Origin of the sequence: Edaphobacter flagellatus (assembly GCF_025264665.1) — a bacterium.
In the GTDB taxonomy this organism is placed as follows: domain Bacteria; phylum Acidobacteriota; class Terriglobia; order Terriglobales; family Acidobacteriaceae; genus Edaphobacter; species Edaphobacter flagellatus.
Window position 1 is genome coordinate 196,916 of record NZ_CP073697.1, and the last position, 18,134, is coordinate 215,049.

Sequence of the window (18,134 nt, forward strand, 5' to 3'; positions counted from 1 at the left end):
CTATGCCTTTGCAAGCTCTGGTTGATCTTCCGTTGCTTTCTTGACTTCACCGGGAAGGTGATAGCTCTCGCTATCGCTGGGAAATGTCCGTGCGCAAACGTCTTCGCGATACCGTGCGATGCCGTCGCGGAATAGCTGCGACGCATCGGCATAGCGCCGGACGAACTTCGCCGGAGGCGAGAAGGTGAGGTTGAAGAGGTCGTGAAAGACGAGAATCTGACCATCGCAGTCCGGTCCTGCACCGATGCCGATGGTGGGGATTTTAAGTACGCGGGTGATGCGTGCAGCGAGCTCACGCGGCATGCCTTCGAGGACGAGAGCAACGGCTCCAGCGGCTTCGAGCGAGAGAGCGTCGGAGAGCAGCGTCTCCATCGAGACGGCGGATATCCCCTGAACTTTGTATCCGCCCATGCGATGGAGCGACTGAGGCGTGAGGCCGATATGGCCGACGACGGCAACCTCCGACGAGGTCAGGTGCTCGACAAGAGACGCGCGGCTTGCTCCGCCTTCGATCTTGATGGCTGCCATGCCCGCTTCCTTAATGAAGCGCAGAGCATTTTCGGTCGCCCTGCTGATCGAAGCATGGTAGCTGCCGTATGGCATGTCGCCGACGAGGAAGGCGGAACGTGCCCCGCGTCCGACGGCGTGTGCATGATGCAGCATCTCCTCCATCGTGACTGGAAGCGTGTTCTCGTAGCCGAGGACGGTCATCCCCAACGAGTCACCGACGAGAATGACATCGATCCCGGCTTCATCGATGAAGCGAGCGGTGGAGTAGTCATATGCCGTCAGCGCCGTGATGGGCTGGCCAGATTGCTTTTTGAGAAGGAGGGAACTGGCGGTGATCTTTGGCGCAGTCCCGGAAGGTGGGTTCTGCGGTTGCGTGAGACTCATTGAATCCTCCCGATGCCGCTCCAGCGAGGCTGGATGAGGTCCGAGTGACTCTGAGTATAAATGACGGATGCCGCCTTACCCTGGGTTTGCTATTCTCGCGTTACGTATTGGATGAGGCCTGAGAGATGCTGCTCGAGTTACGCGCGGAAAACTATGCTGTGATCGACCGGGCGGTGGCGAGCTTTGGACCGGGGCTGAACCTGATGACAGGTGAGACGGGCGCGGGCAAGTCGATCCTGATTGACGCGCTGCAGATGCTGCTGGGCGGCAAAGCGTCGTCGGATATTGTTCGTCACGGGGAAGAGCGAGCGGTGCTGGCATGTGTGTTCGAGTTGACGCCGGGGGCTTCGGCGGTACTTGAGGCCAACGGGATCGATACAGAGGATGACCACGTTCTGCTGCGGCGCGAGATTGGCGCGAACGGCAAGGGCCGCGTCTTTATCAACAACCAGCAGGCCACGGTAAGCGTGCTGCGTCAGCTTGCACCGGAGCTTGCGCTGGTGCACTCGCAGGGAGAGACGCTGGGCTCATTCGATCAGGCGCAGCAGCGGACGCTGCTGGACCGGTTCGGCGAGATTTCAACCGATGCCGTTGCCGAGGCCTATGCCATGTGGCGTGAGACGGCAGAGAAGCTGCGTGTTCTGGAGATCGATGAGCAGGACCGGCTGCGGATGGCCGATCTATGGCGGTTTCAGGCGAAGGAGATCGAGCAGGCCTCGCTGACGGCAGAGGATGAGGACACGCAACTTGAGGCGGAAAAGCGCGTGCTGGCGAACTCCGAACGTCTGTATACGGCGGCGATGAGTGCGCATGAGCTGCTGTATGAGAGCGAGAGCGCTGCGGAGACGACGCTGGGCTCTGCTCTGAAGCATCTGGAGGACCTGGCCCGCTTCGACGACCGATTTGCAGGGCCTTCGCAGCAGCTGGCCGCGGCGAAAGCCATCGTAGAGGACGTAGCCGCAGAGGTGCGGGAGTTCGCGGAGAACATTAACGCATCGCCGGGGCGGCTGGAGGAGATCGAGGACAGGCTGGCGCAGCTTGATCGGTTGAAGAGGAAGTATGGACAGACGTTGGCCGAGGTGATGGCTTATGGGGCTGATTCGGCACGTAAGCTGGCTGAGGTGGAGAACCGCGATGCTCTGCTGGTGGAGTTGAAGGCAAAACAGGAAAAGGACGCCGCGGCGTATCGTGCAGCGGCTATGAAGTTGACGGCAGTGCGTCGCGAGGCGGCGAAACGGATTGAGAAGCTGGCCGTCGCGCAGATCAACGATCTGGCGATGAGCACGAAGTTTGAGGTCGGCGTCACGCCGGAGGAGTCTCCTGAGAACTGGACGGCACATGGCTGGGATCAGGTGGAATACCGCATTGCCACGAACGCGGGCGAGCCGTTGAAGCCGCTCGATGAGATCGCTTCGGGTGGCGAGATGTCGCGCGTGATGCTGGCGCTGAAGGTGACGGTTGAAGAGGGCGTGCAGGGGGCAGGGAAAAAGAAGAAGGCTCCACTGCCCAGGACGCTGGTATTCGATGAGATCGACATTGGCATTGGCGGCCGAGCTGCGGAGGCCGTCGGCAAGAAGCTGAAGACGCTCTCACGTGGCCAGCAGGTACTGTGCATTACGCATCTGCCGCAGATTGCTGCGCTTGCAGATCAGCATTTTCTGATCGAGAAGACCGAGAAGCGGGGGCGGACGCAGACAGAGATTCGGCGGATGGATGCCGGAGAGCGTACACGCGAGATCGCCCGGATGCTGAGCGGCGAGAAGCTGACCGAAACCAGCCTGAAACATGCCGAACATCTGCTGGAGATGAGCCGTTAAAACCTGCGATAACCGCACATCCCGGTTTCGATGAGGCAGCATCTGAGCAGATAAATAAGGTCTGCTGGAGGGACCTTTCTCATGGCCTCGACGACTCCCCAGAAATGCGCGACGGCAGGTTGCAACTGTATGGCCCAACCGGGATCGAAGTACTGTTCCACGCAGTGTGAAGATGCCAAGAAGTTTATGACCCTGCGGTGCCAATGCGGACACCCGGGGTGCAATGCCTGATTGCTCCTGGGCCCTTGACATGAGAGTTTGCCGCATGGCGGCAGAGTAAGTTGCAGACGGCAAGTCCTGCTTGTTTGTCAAGCGGATACGGTCTGCTATGCACCTCGAATGGTTCAACTTTCGAGTCTTTAAGCAGCCAAACGCGGTATACTTATCAGGTGACCACTACGACCCTCGATCACGCTGCTGTAACAGACGGCAGCACCACTACGGCAACAAAACGCGTCCTCCTTCTCAAGCCCCGCGGCTTCTGCGCCGGTGTGGTTCGGGCGATCGATATCGTGCAGATCGCGCTCGATACCTTTGGTGCGCCGATCTACGTTCGCAAGGAGATCGTCCATAACAGCTACGTCGTCAACGATCTGGCTAAAAAGGGCGCTATCTTCGTCAATGAACTGGACGAAGTTCCTGAGGGTGCACGGGTGATCTATTCGGCGCACGGCGTCTCCCCGGCGGTGCGGCAGGCAGCCAAGGATCGCAATCTGAAGGTTGTCGACGCGACCTGCCCGCTGGTGACGAAGGTCCATGTTGAGGCGATCAAGTTTGCCAAGCAGGGGTACTCGCTGGTTCTGGTGGGACATCGTGACCACGAAGAGGTTGAGGGCACGCAGGGCGAGGCTCCGGATGTGACGCAGGTGGTTTCCAGCGTAGAAGAGGTCGAGGCGCTGGTCGTTCCTGATCCGGACAAGGTGGCTTACCTGACCCAGACGACGCTTTCGCTGGACGAGGCGAAGTACATGATCGATGCGCTGAAGAAGAAGTTCCCGAACATTGTCGGGCCGCATGCGCAGGACATCTGCTACGCCACGGAGAATCGCCAGACCGCGGTAAAGAATGTCGCGCATGGCGCAGACATTGTGCTAGTGGTTGGTTCGCGGAACAGCTCGAATTCGAACCGTCTGGTTGAGGTTTCGAAGAATCTCGGTACGAACTCCTACCTGATCGACAAGGCTGAGGATATCCAGCCGGAGTGGCTGAATGGGGTAGGTACCGTTGCAGTAACCGCTGGGGCCTCGGCTCCTGAAGTGCTCGTGCAAGACGTTGTCGGATACCTGCAGTCTAAAGGGTATGGTTCCGTCGACGAGGTTGAGGTTATGCCGGAGAACGTACGATTCGGTCTGCCTCCGGGATTGGTGCCATCGATCAACCCCGCTCCTGCAGCAGTGCAGTAACGCTTAGGTAAGCCGAATCAGAGAGTTTTTCGTACATGAGCAGAACTACAGGGAACCCACAGACGTCAGCACAACTCGCACAGCCTCGCTTCGGCAGGCTGGATCTTGGACTGGATCAGGTTGTCGACGGTATCCGTCGGGCGAAGGACTGGCTTCTTGGCCAACAGCATCCGGATGGTTATTGGTGCGGCGAGCTTGAAGCCGACGTCATGCTGGAGGCCGATTACATCTTCATGCACACGCTGCTTGGAACCGGCGATCCGGGCAAGATGCAGCGTGCGATGAATGAGATTCTCCGCCACCAGAATGAAGACGGAGGCTGGAGCCTCTATCCGGGCGGCCCTTCGAACATCAACTATGGCGTCAAATCCTATCTAGCACTGAAGCTGATGGGATGGTCGGCAGATCATCCTCTGATGGTCAAGGCGCGGGACTGGGTTCTGGCGAATGGTGGCGTGACGGAGTGCAACACCTTTACGAAGATCTATCTCTGCGCGATGGGGCAGTACGACTACGATGCCGTGCCTGCGGTTCCACCTGAGATTGTTCTGTTTCCGAACTGGTTCTACTTCAACATCTACGAAATCTCATCGTGGTCGCGCGGCATTCTGGTGCCGTTGTCGATCATCTATGCGAAGAAGCCTTTCAAGAAGCTGGCTCCGGAACAGGGAATCGAAGAGTTATTTGTCGGCGGACGCGCGAATGCAAAACTTCATCTGAAGTGGGACAAGAAGAACCCGATAAGCTGGCGGAATTTCTTCCTGTTCACGGACCGCATGATCCATTGGTTTGAACGTGTCCATATTCGCCCTCTGCGGACGATGGCAATCCGCAAGGCGGAAAAGTGGATGCTGGAGCGGTTTGAGAAGTCGGATGGCCTGGGTGCCATCTATCCGGCAATGCTGAACTCCATCGTTGCTCTGCGCTGCCTGGATTATTCGCTCGACGATCCGCAGATGATTCGCGCCATGGATGAGTTTGAGAACCTCGGCATCGATTGCCCCGAAGGTACTCCTGAGTATCCGACTCCAACGTTTCGTATGCAGCCATGCTTCCCCCCCGTTTGGGATACGGCGCAGGCGATGTATGCGCTGGGTGAAGCCGGAGTCAGTCGCAACGATCCGCGCATGCTGAAGGCAGCGGACTGGATTCTATCGAAGGAAGTACGGACGAAGGGCGACTGGGCCGAGAAGGTCAAGAACGTCGAGCCGGGCGGATGGTACTTCGAGTTTGACAATGAGTTTTACCCGGATGTGGATGATACGGGACAGGTTTTGATGGCGTTGAACTGCGTGGATAATCCGCGGGAACGTTATCAGTACGAGGTCTGCCAGCGTGCCATCAACTGGATTTGGGCTATGCAGTGCAGGAACGGCGGCTGGGCAGCGTTCGATAAGGACAACACCAAGACGATCTTCCAGTACATCCCATTTGCCGACCACAACGCGATGCTGGACCCGCCAACCGTCGATATTACCGGCCGTATGCTGGAGATGCTGGCACAGTATGGGTTTACGCGTAAAGATCCGCGAGTCGAAAAGGCTGTCCAGTTCATCCTAAAAGAGCAGGAATCGGATGGAAGCTGGTTCGGCCGCTGGGGAGTGAACTACCTTTACGGCACCTTCCTTGTCCTTCGTGGATTGGAAGCCATGGGGATGTGGAACCACGAACCTGCAATTCAGCAGGCGGCAGAGTGGATTCGCATGGTGCAGAATACTGACGGCGGCTGGGGCGAGACGTGCGGAACGTATGACGATCCGAACCAACGCGGCATTGGGCCGAGCACTCCGTCGCAGACGGCATGGGCGCTTCTTGGGCTGCTTGCTGCTGGGGACACGCGATCGGACTCCGTTGCCAAGGGCGTGCGGTGGCTGATTGAGCGTCAGCATGAGGATGGAAGCTGGGACGAACTGGTGCCCGGCCGTAACGGGGAGAGCTACTACACGGGAACAGGCTTCCCGCGTGTGTTCTACCTGGGGTACCACCTGTACAAGCAGTATTTCCCGCTGTTGGCATTGACGACGTATGAACGCGCCATGACGCGCGAGGCCGCCGAACAGGCAGCCGTTTAGAACAAAGAATTCTTTGGGAGGAACACCCGAATGGCGGTACCGGTCTCACAGGCCTGGACGGTCGCAACCTATGTACTGAAGCAGAAGCTCAAAGGGCGCAAGCGTTACCCACTGGTGCTGATGCTGGAGCCGCTCTTTCGCTGCAATCTTGCCTGCGCGGGTTGCGGCAAGATTCAGTACCCGGCGCACATCCTGAAGTCCGAACTGACTCCAGAGGAATGCTTCAAGGCAGTCGAAGAGTGCGGCACGCCGATGGTTTCCATTCCCGGCGGAGAGCCGCTGCTGCATCCGCAGATGCCGGAGATCGTCGCCGGTCTGGTGGCGCGCAAGAAGTACGTCTACATGTGCACGAACGCGCTTCTGCTGAAGGAGAAGCTGCACCTCTTTAAGCCATCAAAGTATCTTTCGTTCTCGGTCCACGTCGATGGCGAGAAGGAGCATCATGATTTCTCTGTCTGCCGCGAGGGCGGACACGACATTGCGATGGAAGGTATTCGCGCGGCCGTTGCTGCAGGCTTCCGCGTTACGACGAACACGACGCTCTTCGACGGAGCGGACCCCAACAGCGTTCGCCGCCACTTCGATCAGTTGATGGCTGCGGGTGTTGAGAGCATGATGGTTTCGCCCGGCTACACCTATGACAAGGCGCCGGACCAGAATCACTTCCTCGGCAAAGCAAAGTCGCGCCGCCTGTTCCGCGCCATTCTGTCGAACCGCAAGAAGTCGTGGGAGTTCAATACGCATCCTCTGTTCGCAGAATTCCTGATGGGCAAACAGAACTTCGAGTGCACACCGTGGGGTATGCCAACGTTTTCGATCTTCGGCTGGCAGAAGCCCTGCTACCTGCTGCAGGACGGCTACGCCGACAGCTTCCAGGAGCTGATGGAGACGACGAACTGGGAGAACTACGGCGCGAAGAGCGGCAATCCGCAGTGCGCGAACTGCATGGTTCACTCCGGTCACGAGGCTTCGGCGGTTGATTACAACTTCGGCTCGCTCAAAGGCTTTATTGAGACGGCGAAGCGGTACATGTTCCCGTCGACCTATCCGGATGCTGAGGCTGAGAAGCTGCTGAACGAGTGGAAGCCAGCGCACGCTATGCCGTTGGTGCAGATTCAGGGAGCGAACGGCACCACGAACGATCAACTGCAGCCGGTCTCGGGAGACTAATCGCCATGGCGACAGAGCAACAGGAGCATTTGAAGATCGAGCAGCTGCGCGTGCACAGCGCAGATGAGTTGGAGACGATTGCCGGCCGCGAGAAGGAGAACCTCGAGGGTTGGATTCCAACGCTCGCCACCGACGCCGAGATTCGCGAGGCGCTGGAGAAGGCGTTCGACTATCGCGGAGATGTCACGATCACGCGCAAGGACGGCTCGAAGGTCGAGGGCTACCTCTTCGACCGACGTTCCGGCGCCACGCTTGCTGACTCCTTCGTCCGCATCATTCCTGTTGCCGACAAGACCAAGGTCAACGTCGTCTACGCCGACATCGCCGCGATTGCTTTTACCGGCCGCGATACAGCAGCCGGCAAGACCTTTGAGGCCTGGGTGAAGAAGTACTGGGAGAAGAAGGCCGCGGGCGAGAAGAACATTCAGATCGAGCCGGAAAAGCTGGACTGAAGTTTCTTCGGCATCTAGACTTCCGCCGAACTGTTACTGATTTTAGGAAGAACGTACGTGCGCGTATTCATTACCGGAGCGACCGGCTTTGTGGGCTCCCATGTGGCCCGCAGGTATGCAGCGGAGGGCGCGCGCCTGAGGCTTCTGACGCGCTCGACCAGCCGTACCGATGCGCTTGCGGGACTTGATGCGGAGATCGTTACAGGCGATCTTCGCCAACCGCAAAATCTACGCTCTGCATTGGAGGGCTGTGATGCCCTCGTCCATGTCGCTGCCGACTACAGGCTTTGGGTGCGTAATCCGCATGAGATGTATGCCGCGAATGTCGATGGCACGCGGGAGCTGCTACGGCTGGCGCGAGAGACCGGTGTGCAACGCGTTGTCTACACATCAAGCGTGGCGACGATGGGCTTCAAATCCGATGGAACCATCGTCAACGAAGACACTCCTGTCTCGCAGGCCGACATGATCGGCCACTACAAACGCTCGAAGTTTTTAGGCGAGCAGGAAGCCATCAAGGCCGCGCATGCCGGCCAGCATGTCATGATCCTGAATCCCACCACGCCAATCGGCTCCGGGGATGTGAAGCCGACACCAACAGGCAGAATCATTGTGGACTTTCTCAACAAAAAGTTTCCTGCATATGTCGATACAGGATTGAATCTGGTTGACGTCGACGAGGTAGCGCGCATGCATGTCGTTGCTCTCGATCACGGCAGGCCTGGCGAGCGCTATATTCTCGGAGGCGAAAACCTCACACTCAAGCAGATACTCGATCGCATGTCGGCCATTACGGGATTGCCTTCTCCAACGATGAAGGTGCCGCATGCAGTAGCGATGGCCTTCGCGTTCTTCGACGAAACAATCACGGGACGCCTGCTTGGCAAGGAGCCACGAGCCACCGTCGAAGCTGTGCAGATGGGGAAAAAGATGATGTTTGCTTCGTCGGTCAAGGCAGAACGCGATCTCGGCTTCAAGGTGCTTCCTATCTATAACGCACTGCGATCAGCGATCGACTGGTTCGTTGAGCATGGATACGCACCTTCTTATGGCGGTTCTACGCGATGAGAGTCGGCATTATCGCTGCGTTGCCGGGTGAGTTGAAACCCCTGGTGCGCGGCTGGGAGAAGCAGCCTTCCGCCACCCGAGGGCTTTCTGTGTGGAAGACAACGCGGAACGGCGACGAGTTGATTGCTGCCTGCGGAGGAATGGGGTCCGCTGCTGCGATGCGCAGTTTTGCGGCAGCAGAACAGCTCGGCGCACTCGATCTGGTTCTTTCGGTGGGATGGGCGGGCGGGCTGGATATGTCCGTGCGTGCAGGGCATTGCTACATTCCATCCGAGGTGATCGATGTTCAGACGGGGGAACGCTATCAACTTGGCGACGGAAAGCGTAGCCAGCCGCTCGTAACGATTCCCAACGTGGCGGATGTGCAGGAAAAACAGCGCCTCTGGCAGTCTTATGGTGCGGACCTGGTCGATATGGAAGCTGCCACCGTCGCACGTCTCGCGCAAATGCGAGGTATTCCGCTGTGCTGTTTCAAAGCGGTCTCCGATAATTATGACGCACGTCTGCCAGATCTGGGCGGCTTTATCGATGAGCGGGGCCAGATGCGGATGGTACAGTTTCTGGGCCACGTCGCACTTCGTCCGTGGTTCTGGCGACCGTTGATGCGACTGGGGAGAAACAGCCGTCTTGCTGCACAGGCGATTGCTGAAAAGGTTCAGCAGTTTCTTCTCGAAAAGAACATCGAACGAACAAACAGAACGGGAGCAGTTTAACCAGGTGAGTCAAAACACAATCGCAATCCCTTCCACCATGCGCGCAGCCGTGTATCGCGGCATCAACGACGTCCGTGTCGAGACGGTTCCCGTACCTGAGATCGGTCCCGGCGAGGTGCTGGTGAAGATCCATACCTGTGGTATATGCGGAACCGATCTCAAGAAGATTCACACGGGGTCACACTCTGCTCCGCGTATCTTCGGTCATGAGATGGCTGGGACAGTTGCTGCAGTGGGACAAGGGGTTACAAACTTTTCCGTCGGCGATCATGTCATGGCGTATCACCACATTCCTTGCGGTCACTGTTTTTATTGCCGCAAGCATACCTTCGCACAGTGCGAAACGTATAAGAAGGTCGGATGTACTGCCGGTTTTGAGCCATCCGGCGGAGGCTTCGCCGAGTACATTCGTGTGATGGACTGGATCGTTCGCCGCGGTTTGGTGAAGATTCCGAACGATGTCCCTTTCGAGCAGGCCTCATTCATTGAGCCGGTAAACACCTGCTACAAGGCGGTTGATCTACTTAACCTGCAGCCAGATGAGACTGTCCTTGTCATCGGACAAGGCCCCATCGGCATCCTGCTGGCCGCGCTTGCGAAACGCACGGGCGCAAATGTGCTGACCAGCGATTTGTATGCGGAGCGCCATGCGGTCGCTGCAAAGTTCGGCCTCACGCATCCGCTGGATGCTCGGGGTGATGTGATCGCTGCGGCGAAGGCAGCCACAGAGGGCCGCGGTGCGGATGTGGCTCTCGTTGCGGTCGGTGGAAACGCGCTGATCAAGGTGGCGATGGATGCGATACGTCCCGGCGGCCGTGTGATGCTCTTTGCCGCAACACAGCACGGGGAAGCGCCGTTCGATCCAGCAGCCGTTTGCATGGATGAGAAGACGCTGATGGGCTCCTACAGCGCCTCGGTAGCAATTCAGGATGATGTGACTCGCCTGGTGCTCGAGGGGTATCGTGCGGGCTTCGACCTGACGCAGTTGATCTCGCACCGTTTTTCTCTCGAAGACGCGGTTGCGGCCATCGAATTAGCCTCGAACCCTCAGCCGGACTCGATGAAGATCGTTATCCAGCCCGGACGCTGATTTAGTCGCGGTTGCGCTTCTTGATCTCGACGTTCAACCGCTTAATCTTCTGGTTGAGCGTCGAAAGTGGGATGCGGAAGTACTCGGCAGCTTCCGTCTGATTCCAATGGCAACGCTCCAGCCTGTCGGTGATGATGCGCCGCTCGATCTCTTCCATCAGGTCGAAGAGCGAAGCGTCCGGATGATGCTCGAGCATAGCTGCGGAATACGTATTGCCTGTGAGTTGCGCGGGAAGCAGGTCCGGCTGAATCAGCTTAGTCGTCGACAGCACGACGCTACGTTCCATTGCATTTTCAAGCTCGCGGACGTTGCCAGGCCACTCATAGTCCATCAGTATTCGCATAGCCTCAGGCGAGAGCGTGCGCTCCTCCATACCGTTCTCATTACCGTAGAACTTGAGGAAGTGTTGCGCGAGCAGAGGAATGTCCTCGCGACGTGAGCGCAGTGGCGGCAGTTCCAGCGTGATCACGTTCAGGCGGTAGAAGAGATCTTCGCGGAAACGCCCGGCACGCACAGCCTCCTGCAGATTCACGTTCGTCGCGGCGATGATACGCACATCCACCTGAATCTCCTGCGTGCCGCCAAGGTGCATGAAGCGGCGGTCCTGCAACACACGCAGGATCTTTGCTTGCATGTCCATGGTCATCGTGCCGATCTCATCGAGAAAGAGCGTGCCGCCATTGGCAACTTCAAACAGGCCCTTCTTCGCAGCGATGGCGGAGGTGAAGGCTCCTTTGACGTGGCCAAAGAGCGTCGATTCCAGCAGCTCAGACGGAACGGCTCCCGTGTTCACCGGAACAAAGGGACGCTCCCGCCGCGGCGAATTTGCATGAATGGCCTTGGCGATCAGCTCTTTGCCGGTTCCGCTCTCTCCCTGAATGAGGATGGTAGACCGGCTGGGTGCAACCTGTGCCACCAGGTCGAAGAGCTTGAGCATCGGCTCGCTCTTACCGACAATGTGTTCGAAGTTGTAGCGCTGTTTCAGGGTGCGCTTAAGCTGAACGACTTCTTCCTCGGCCTTGTGCCGCGCGATCGCAGTGCGAATGTCCGCCAGCAGCTTTTCGTTGTCCCAGGGCTTCTGGACGAAGTTCTCAGCGCCTGCACGAATAGCGTCCACGACGTTGCCCATCGTGCCAAAGGCCGTGATCATGATGACCGGCAGATTGGGATACATCTCAACGATCCGGGGCAGCAGGTCCATGCCGCTCTCGCCGGGGAGCGCAAGGTCCAGCAGCAACAGGTCATACTCGCTGCGCGCAAGCTGCTCCATACCGCTTGCGCCATCGGCGGTAAGCGTAACCCGGAAACCTTCCAGCGTGAGCATCGTATCCAGCGATTCGCGGATGCCAGCTTCGTCATCGATGATGAGGATGCGCGGGCCGTTCGTAATATGTTCGGTCGACTTATTGGAGACGGAATCGAGAATGGTCTCGCTAGTTGTATCAGGCATGAATCGTCTTCCTGTCGGGTTCCGTTGGGACCGACGTTGTTACAGGGCGGCTGGCTGAGGCAGGGAACTCAAGCTGAAACGCAGTACCGACGCCAACTTCGCTTTCAACGTGGATCTTGCCCGCGTGCTCCTGAATAATGCCGTAGCTGACGGCAAGGCCCAGGCCAGTGCCTTTGTGTCCGCCCTCCTGCGGTTTCGTCTTCGTCGTAAAGAAGGGGTCGTAGATACGGTGCAGATGCTCGCGTTCAATACCGGCGCCCGTGTCCTGTATGCGTACCAGGACGCGCCCCCCGCTACGGAAGGTCGCAACCCGCAACGAAGCGCTCGGAATACCGAACATCGCATCTTTCGCATTCAACATCAGGTTCAGGATCACCTGCTGCAGCTTGCCGCGATTGCCATGAATCGACGGTAGAGCAGAGTCGAAGTTCGTCTCCACGCGAATCTGCGCCGTCTTCAACTGATGTTCGAGAAGTACCAGAGTATCACGCAGCAGCTCGTTCAGATCGACGCTCGTAAACTCGCTTCCGCTGGTACGCGAAAAGTTCAGCAGGCCGTTGACGATCTCTGAAGCACGGAAGGTCTGCTGTGTAATCTTTTCAAGCACCGGGGCCAGTCGCTCGTCGTCGCGCATATGTTTGCTGAGCATCTGTGCATAGCTCGAGATCACAGCCAGCGGCGTGTTCACTTCATGGGCGACGCCTGCGGCAAGCAGGCCAATCGATGACAGCTTCTCCGACTGCGTTAGCTGTGCCTCCATCTGCAGACGATCCGTGATGTCATCGACGATAATGATGCGGCCGATAACAATAAAGTCCCGCGTGACCAGCGGAGCGATCGCGATATTGGCGATTCTCGATTCGCCCGATGGAAGCGCAAGCCGGAACTTATAAAGCGTGTGCGTACCTTGTTCGTCGCGCACCTCATTGAAGCGGGTAACAAAATCCGCAGGGAAGAGCGAGGAGAGCGGCTGGCGCAGCGCCTCAACACGAGGTTTCGCGAGCATAACCTCCATCTGCGCATTCCAGCTTTCGACACGGTCGTCCAGATCGACAGCGAAGATGCCGATATTGATCGACTCGACGATATTCTCGTTGAACTCCTTCAGGCGTTCAAAGTCCGAAATCTTCTGCTCCAGCCTGCGATAGAGCTGCGCATTCTGGATAGCAATGCCGATGTAGCCGGCCAATGACTCCAGAACCTCCATGTCTTCGCTGGTCAGGAAGTCACCGTCATTCGTGCGTCCAAAACCAATAACAGCGACCGTGCGCGTTCCGTATCCTTCGCGGCTGGCGACGCGACAGGGCAGATAGTAGTTCAGATCGAGCCGCGCAGCCGTCAGCCTCTGAGACTCCGGCAAGCGAAGGACCTGCTGCGGGTTTTCAAGGAACAGGTGATTATTGGCAGCCGGCCGGTCAAAGTCGAGGAAGCCCAGGTCAAGCGCCTTCAGCTCAGACGGAAGCATGTTCGTCAGCCCATGCGAGGTTGCCAGATGAAATTCCGGATAAATACGCTGCTGACCGTCGGTCTCGACCGCGAGGAAGACGGCTACACGCGTTACCAGCAGCGTCTGCGGCAACCGCTCCACGATGGAGTTCAGCAGGGCACGCAGATCGGTCTGCGAGTTCAGGCCACGTCCAAAATCAACCAGCGTCTCGCGGTAGTCGAGCTTCTTATGATCGAACATACGATCCACGCGCGCCTGAATAGTGCGTTTCAGCGGATCGAAGACCAAGCCCGTCACGATGATGGCTGCAGCAAAACCCCACGTGCGAAGACTCCCCAGCGGAATCCGCTGGCGCGCCATATCCGCTGTCAGCGCGATAGCCCCGAAGTACAGCCCGACAATAGCTGCCGTCGCAAGCGTGTAGCTCACACCACGCTTGAAGATCAGGTCGACGTCCATCAGCCTGAAGCGCACAATGGCCCAGCTGAATGTCAGGGGAAGGAAGACCAACGACAATCCCGCAAGCTTCGTCAGCAAACCCGGAACAGTAATGTCTGCCAGATAGGGGATCGCGTACAGCAACGTGAATGGCGTAATCGCCAGCATCGTTCCGCGAGTAAGCCATTTGAGCTGCTGCCGCTCAAGTGCGCTCTTCGTGTGCCGGTATTTGAACTGGAAGACGGCTGCTGCAATCACGTAATAGACAGCCAGATACCCTACTGAAAGCTGATCCAGCTTGTGGCGCAGCACCTCAGTCGCAGACCAATACTCGATGGCCCACAGCTGAAGACCGATGAGAAAGAGTCCTGGAAGATACAGCGCCGCAGCCAGGATGCGGCGGCCAAGCTTCCTCGCTTGGGATTCATCGTCAGAGAAGTTGACGGCGAAGTGCAGGAACAGCGCCGGCTGCAGAGCTGCTGCCGCTACATTGCCCCAGTAGATAATCCAGTCGAAGGTATCGAACTCCGTCGTGTACTTGAATGAATAAAGCACGAAGGAGACCAGGCAGAAGATGTAGAAGTGAGTCGATTTTGGAGCCGTCCAGCGTCGGAACAGAACGTAGATACCAATACAGAGGTAAACCAGCGCAATAAAACGCAGTCCCTGATTGATCGACCTGTCTGTCGGCTCCAGAATGACCTGAATATCGAGCTTCGCCGCATTCGTCAGGTCTGCTGCGTGGGCTGGGCGAAGAATCGAGTAGGTTGCGTGGCCCCAGATGCCAGTATGGAATATTTCCCGCACAAAGGGGGCCGTTCGCTCGACGGGCCGCTCGTTGATACCCACCAGCACATCGCCGGTTCGTATGCCAGCCCGCTCGCCCGGAGAAGCCGCCGGAACATGCCGAGCCACCAGACCGCCTGAGCCCTCGACCCAGGTCACGCCATCGGTCGGAACCTCAAATCCATTCTCGCGTGTCAGATTGAGCAGCGCGAGGACGCACGCCCCCAAGGTGACCACTGCCAGGGCCACAGCCAGAATGCGTGTTTGGGCAGCATTCTTCATGACGCGTCAACTAAACAAGCACATACCATGCCAAACGTTTCACACAGACTCTGCAAGGGTTTTATGCGTAAGCACGGTGCAGTATCTCTATGAAAAATCATAACCTGTTCCGCAAATCAGAGATAGGGCAACTGTAGTAGCCTCGCGAATTTAGCGTCAAAACTTCACCGGAAGTGCTCGATTCTGTCGTTCCATAAATTTACTTCACTGTAATATTCACAGTCCTGTAACATAATTCTGGAGGGTGAGATAGCAAGCCGGTGAGTGGGAACAGTCACATGGAGTACATCGAAGACGGGTTCGTCATCGTCAATGGCGTGAGGTTGCACTACCGGAAGGCAGGGCATGGCCCGCCTCTGCTTCTGCTCCACGGACTGGTCGGTTCGGCCCATAACTGGAGAAAGAACATCTCCTATCTTGCTCGCCAGGCAACTGTTTATGCCATCGATCTACCCAACATGGGTGAATCGGATCGCATCCAGGGATTGGATGCCAGCCTTGAATCCATTGCTGATCGCGTTGTCTCCTGTATGGACGCGCTGGACTTGAAAGTAGTTGACATTGCCGGCCACTCCCACGGGGGAGCCGTCACGATGATGCTGGCTGCGCGGTACCCAAACCGTGTACGCCGCATGATTCTATTCGCGCCAGCCAATCCTTATTGCAATCTCGGCCATCCGCTGATCGGCTTTTATCAGACACCCGTTGGCATCTGGCTGGCAAAACAGGTGCCGTGGCTTCCCAGGCTGATTAAGTCCACGGCGGTCGGTCGCATGTATGGCGATCCAACCCGTGTTACGAACGAAGCCGTCGACGGCTACACGGCTGGTTTGCGCATTCCGGGAACAATTGACCATATTCTGAATATCGTCCGCGGCTGGCACGCAAGTATGGCACGTCTTCGCCCGGCGTTAGGTGTGCTTGCTGAAAAGCCCATCCTGCTGATCTGGGGAGACCGCGACCGCGCTGTTGGCCTTTCTTCAGCAGCCGAGTTGCAGCGCACCTTCATGCGGTCCAAGCTGATCGTGCTTCCGGGTGTGGGCCACATCCCCTTCGAAGAGATGCCCGAGCCCTGCAACCGCGCGATGATGGACTGGCTCTCCAGCCCGCTACCTTCCGCTTCGGCGGCAGCTTAACTCTCTTTCAATCCAAAGGTCTCATAGAGCCATTGCCGTAGCGTGTCCTGCATCAGGCTAAGCTTCGGTCCCGGAGAAGACGGCGTCCCCTGAAAGAAGTGTTCGGCGCCTTCGATCCACACAATACGTTTGGGGTCCGCCGCCTTCTCCAGCATCGGCCCCACAGCATCACGCGGCCCGAACTGATCCTCTGTCCCGCTGATGAAGAGCTTCGGCTGCGTGCAGTGCTCCAGAAATTCGAACGTATAACTTCGTCCCTCTGCGCGGTAGGGAACACCCAGCCCCACCAGCCCACACACTCTCGGATCCCCGCATCCAGCCTGCAGTCCTACAAAGGAGCCGAAGGAAAATCCCGCCAGCAGAATCGGCAGCCGAAACTTCGCATCCAGCCAATTCAGCGCTGCCTTGGTATCCGCGACTTCTCCACGCCCGTGGTCAAACTCGCCTTCGCTCAGCCCCACACCGCGATAGTTAAATCGCAGCACCGGAAGACCCAGGCTAGAAAAGACCTTCATCGCGTGATACACAACTTTGTTATGCATCGTGCCCCCGCCAAGCGGGTGGGGATGGCACACCAACGCCGCATACAGCGCATCTTCGCGCCCGCCATTCAGAATGCCTTCCAGCTTGCCAGCCGGTCCTCTTAAATCTTCCAGAGCCTGCACGACGGCGCGGCCTGTGATCGTTGTCTGTGTCATCGCACATTAGTCTAATGCGCGTTCCGCCAGCATTCCACCTCAGCGCGCGTCCAGTATTCAGGATCATGTAACGCAGAGGAGCCAATACCTTGTCGTATCCTGACAACATGCCCGTCGATCCAATTCAGCTCACCCGGCAACTCGTCGATATCCAATCCACCACATATCACGAGGGGCAAGCGGGAGCCTTCCTGCACGAGTACCTTACAGGCCAGCGCTACAACGTCGAGCGCATGGCCGTGCCTCAGCCCGATCACGCACTCACTCCCGGAGCAGGTGACGGCGAGCGCTTCAACGTCTACGCATCCATGCCAGGCATCACGCCGGACGTTGTTCTCTCCACGCACATGGACACCGTACCGCCCTACTTCGGCTGCCGCGAAGACGACGAGTTCCTCTACGGACGCGGCACCTGTGACGCCAAAGGCATCATCGCTGCTCAGGTCGCTGCTGCCGACCGTCTGCGCGATGCCGGCGTAAACGTCGGTCTCCTCTTCGTCGTAGGCGAAGAGCGCGACTCTGCAGGCGCCATCGTAGCGAATCAGAATCCACGCGGCTCGAAGTTCCTCATTAATGGCGAACCCACCGACAATCGCCTGGCTCTTGCCTCCAAAGGTGCTCTGCGCGTCGAGCTGCGAGCAAAAGGGAAGATGGCGCACTCGGCCTATCCCGAGCTCGGCGACTCAGCCATCGACAAACTCGTCGAGGCGCTCCACGATGTGCTTGCCATGCCGCTGCCTGTCGAGCCGGAGATCGGTCCATCGACGCTGAACATCGGCCTGATCGAAGGCGGTCGCGCCCCCAACGTAATCGCCGACAAAGCGGAGGCACATATCCTCATTCGCCTCGTCGGCCCCTCCGAAGAGGTCAGGCAGAGCATACTCAAAGCAGTTGCCGGACGCGCAGATGTCAGCTTCTCGCTTGATCTGCCCTTTGTCCGCATGCGCAAGGTCGGCGATCTGCCGACGATGGTCGCAAAGTTCACCACAGACATTCCGTCGCTCACAGCCTGGGGAGAACCCTTTTTGCTTGGCCCCGGCTCCATCCATGTCGCTCATACGCCGGACGAAAAGATCTCGAAGAAGGAACTCCTCGAAGCGGTCGATCTTTACTACAACCTCGCTGCCAGCCTCGTGGGCTAGTCACTCGAATCAAGCAAGGTACGCAGAGTTTCGACCACGTTTTCCTCATCGGCGCGTTGTTCCGGACAGGCTTAAC

At 57.9% G+C, this 18,134-nt stretch carries 14 protein-coding genes; 10 read left to right on the forward strand and 4 right to left on the reverse strand.

All coding sequences use genetic code 11. The features are described 5' to 3' along the window. Complete coding sequence (gene panB / locus KFE13_RS00800) at nucleotides 1–894, reverse strand: 3-methyl-2-oxobutanoate hydroxymethyltransferase (protein ID WP_260705232.1); 894 nt, start codon at nucleotides 892–894, stop codon at nucleotides 1–3. Between the two features lie 125 nt (nucleotides 895–1,019). Between panB and recN the strand changes: the two genes are divergently transcribed. From recN to KFE13_RS00840, 8 genes are all read left to right on the forward strand, one after another. After that, nucleotides 1,020–2,711 carry a DNA repair protein RecN gene (gene recN / locus KFE13_RS00805; protein ID WP_260705233.1) on the forward strand — a complete coding sequence of 564 codons (1,692 nt, stop codon included), beginning with the start codon at nucleotides 1,020–1,022 and terminating at the stop codon, nucleotides 2,709–2,711. A gap of 389 nt (nucleotides 2,712–3,100) precedes the next feature. Continuing rightward, the gene (locus KFE13_RS00810) at nucleotides 3,101–4,114 is read left to right on the forward strand and encodes a 4-hydroxy-3-methylbut-2-enyl diphosphate reductase (protein WP_260705234.1); all 1,014 of its coding nucleotides are present in this window, start codon (nucleotides 3,101–3,103) and stop codon (nucleotides 4,112–4,114) included. A gap of 35 nt (nucleotides 4,115–4,149) precedes the next feature. Beyond that, nucleotides 4,150–6,186 carry a squalene--hopene cyclase gene (gene shc, locus KFE13_RS00815; RefSeq protein ID WP_260705235.1) on the forward strand — a complete coding sequence of 679 codons (2,037 nt, stop codon included), beginning with the start codon at nucleotides 4,150–4,152 and terminating at the stop codon, nucleotides 6,184–6,186. A 30-nt stretch (nucleotides 6,187–6,216) separates the two neighbouring features. Then, entirely contained in the window at nucleotides 6,217–7,356 is a 1,140-nt protein-coding gene (gene hpnH / locus KFE13_RS00820; RefSeq protein ID WP_260705236.1) for an adenosyl-hopene transferase HpnH, read from the forward strand. Between the two features lie 5 nt (nucleotides 7,357–7,361). Further along, the gene (locus KFE13_RS00825) at nucleotides 7,362–7,808 is read left to right on the forward strand and encodes a hypothetical protein (RefSeq protein ID WP_260705237.1); all 447 of its coding nucleotides are present in this window, start codon (nucleotides 7,362–7,364) and stop codon (nucleotides 7,806–7,808) included. Nucleotides 7,809–7,865: 57 nt separating this feature from the next. Beyond that, complete coding sequence (hpnA, locus tag KFE13_RS00830) at nucleotides 7,866–8,876, forward strand: hopanoid-associated sugar epimerase (RefSeq protein ID WP_260705238.1); 1,011 nt, start codon at nucleotides 7,866–7,868, stop codon at nucleotides 8,874–8,876. Beyond that, nucleotides 8,873–9,589 carry a 5'-methylthioadenosine/S-adenosylhomocysteine nucleosidase family protein gene (locus tag KFE13_RS00835; RefSeq protein ID WP_260705239.1) on the forward strand — a complete coding sequence of 239 codons (717 nt, stop codon included), beginning with the start codon at nucleotides 8,873–8,875 and terminating at the stop codon, nucleotides 9,587–9,589. Before hpnA ends, KFE13_RS00835 begins: the two co-directional genes overlap by 4 nt. 37 nt (nucleotides 9,590–9,626) lie before the next feature. Then, nucleotides 9,627–10,679, forward strand: a complete 1,053-nt coding sequence (locus KFE13_RS00840; protein ID WP_260707005.1) for a zinc-dependent dehydrogenase — start codon at nucleotides 9,627–9,629, stop codon at nucleotides 10,677–10,679. A gap of 1 nt (nucleotide 10,680) precedes the next feature. On the opposite strand, the gene KFE13_RS00845 is transcribed toward KFE13_RS00840, so the two are convergent. Beyond that, entirely contained in the window at nucleotides 10,681–12,129 is a 1,449-nt protein-coding gene (locus tag KFE13_RS00845) for a sigma-54-dependent transcriptional regulator (protein ID WP_260705240.1), read from the reverse strand. Further along, nucleotides 12,122–15,082 (reverse strand): ATP-binding protein, encoded by a 2,961-nt coding sequence (locus KFE13_RS00850; protein WP_260705241.1) that lies wholly within the window; start codon nucleotides 15,080–15,082, stop codon nucleotides 12,122–12,124. Before KFE13_RS00850 ends, KFE13_RS00845 begins: the two co-directional genes overlap by 8 nt. A 278-nt stretch (nucleotides 15,083–15,360) precedes the next feature. On the opposite strand from KFE13_RS00850, the gene KFE13_RS00855 reads away from it, so the two are divergent. Beyond that, the gene (locus KFE13_RS00855; protein ID WP_260705242.1) at nucleotides 15,361–16,218 is read left to right on the forward strand and encodes an alpha/beta fold hydrolase; all 858 of its coding nucleotides are present in this window, start codon (nucleotides 15,361–15,363) and stop codon (nucleotides 16,216–16,218) included. Here the strand turns inward: KFE13_RS00855 and KFE13_RS00860 are convergent. Further along, nucleotides 16,215–16,916: an alpha/beta hydrolase gene (locus tag KFE13_RS00860; protein ID WP_260705243.1), complete on the reverse strand. Its 702-nt coding sequence runs from the start codon at nucleotides 16,914–16,916 to the stop codon at nucleotides 16,215–16,217. The genes KFE13_RS00855 and KFE13_RS00860 overlap by 4 nt on opposite strands. A 107-nt stretch (nucleotides 16,917–17,023) precedes the next feature. On the opposite strand from KFE13_RS00860, the gene KFE13_RS00865 reads away from it, so the two are divergent. After that, entirely contained in the window at nucleotides 17,024–18,058 is a 1,035-nt protein-coding gene (locus KFE13_RS00865; RefSeq protein ID WP_260707006.1) for a M20/M25/M40 family metallo-hydrolase, read from the forward strand. Nucleotides 18,059–18,134 lie beyond the last annotated feature (76 nt).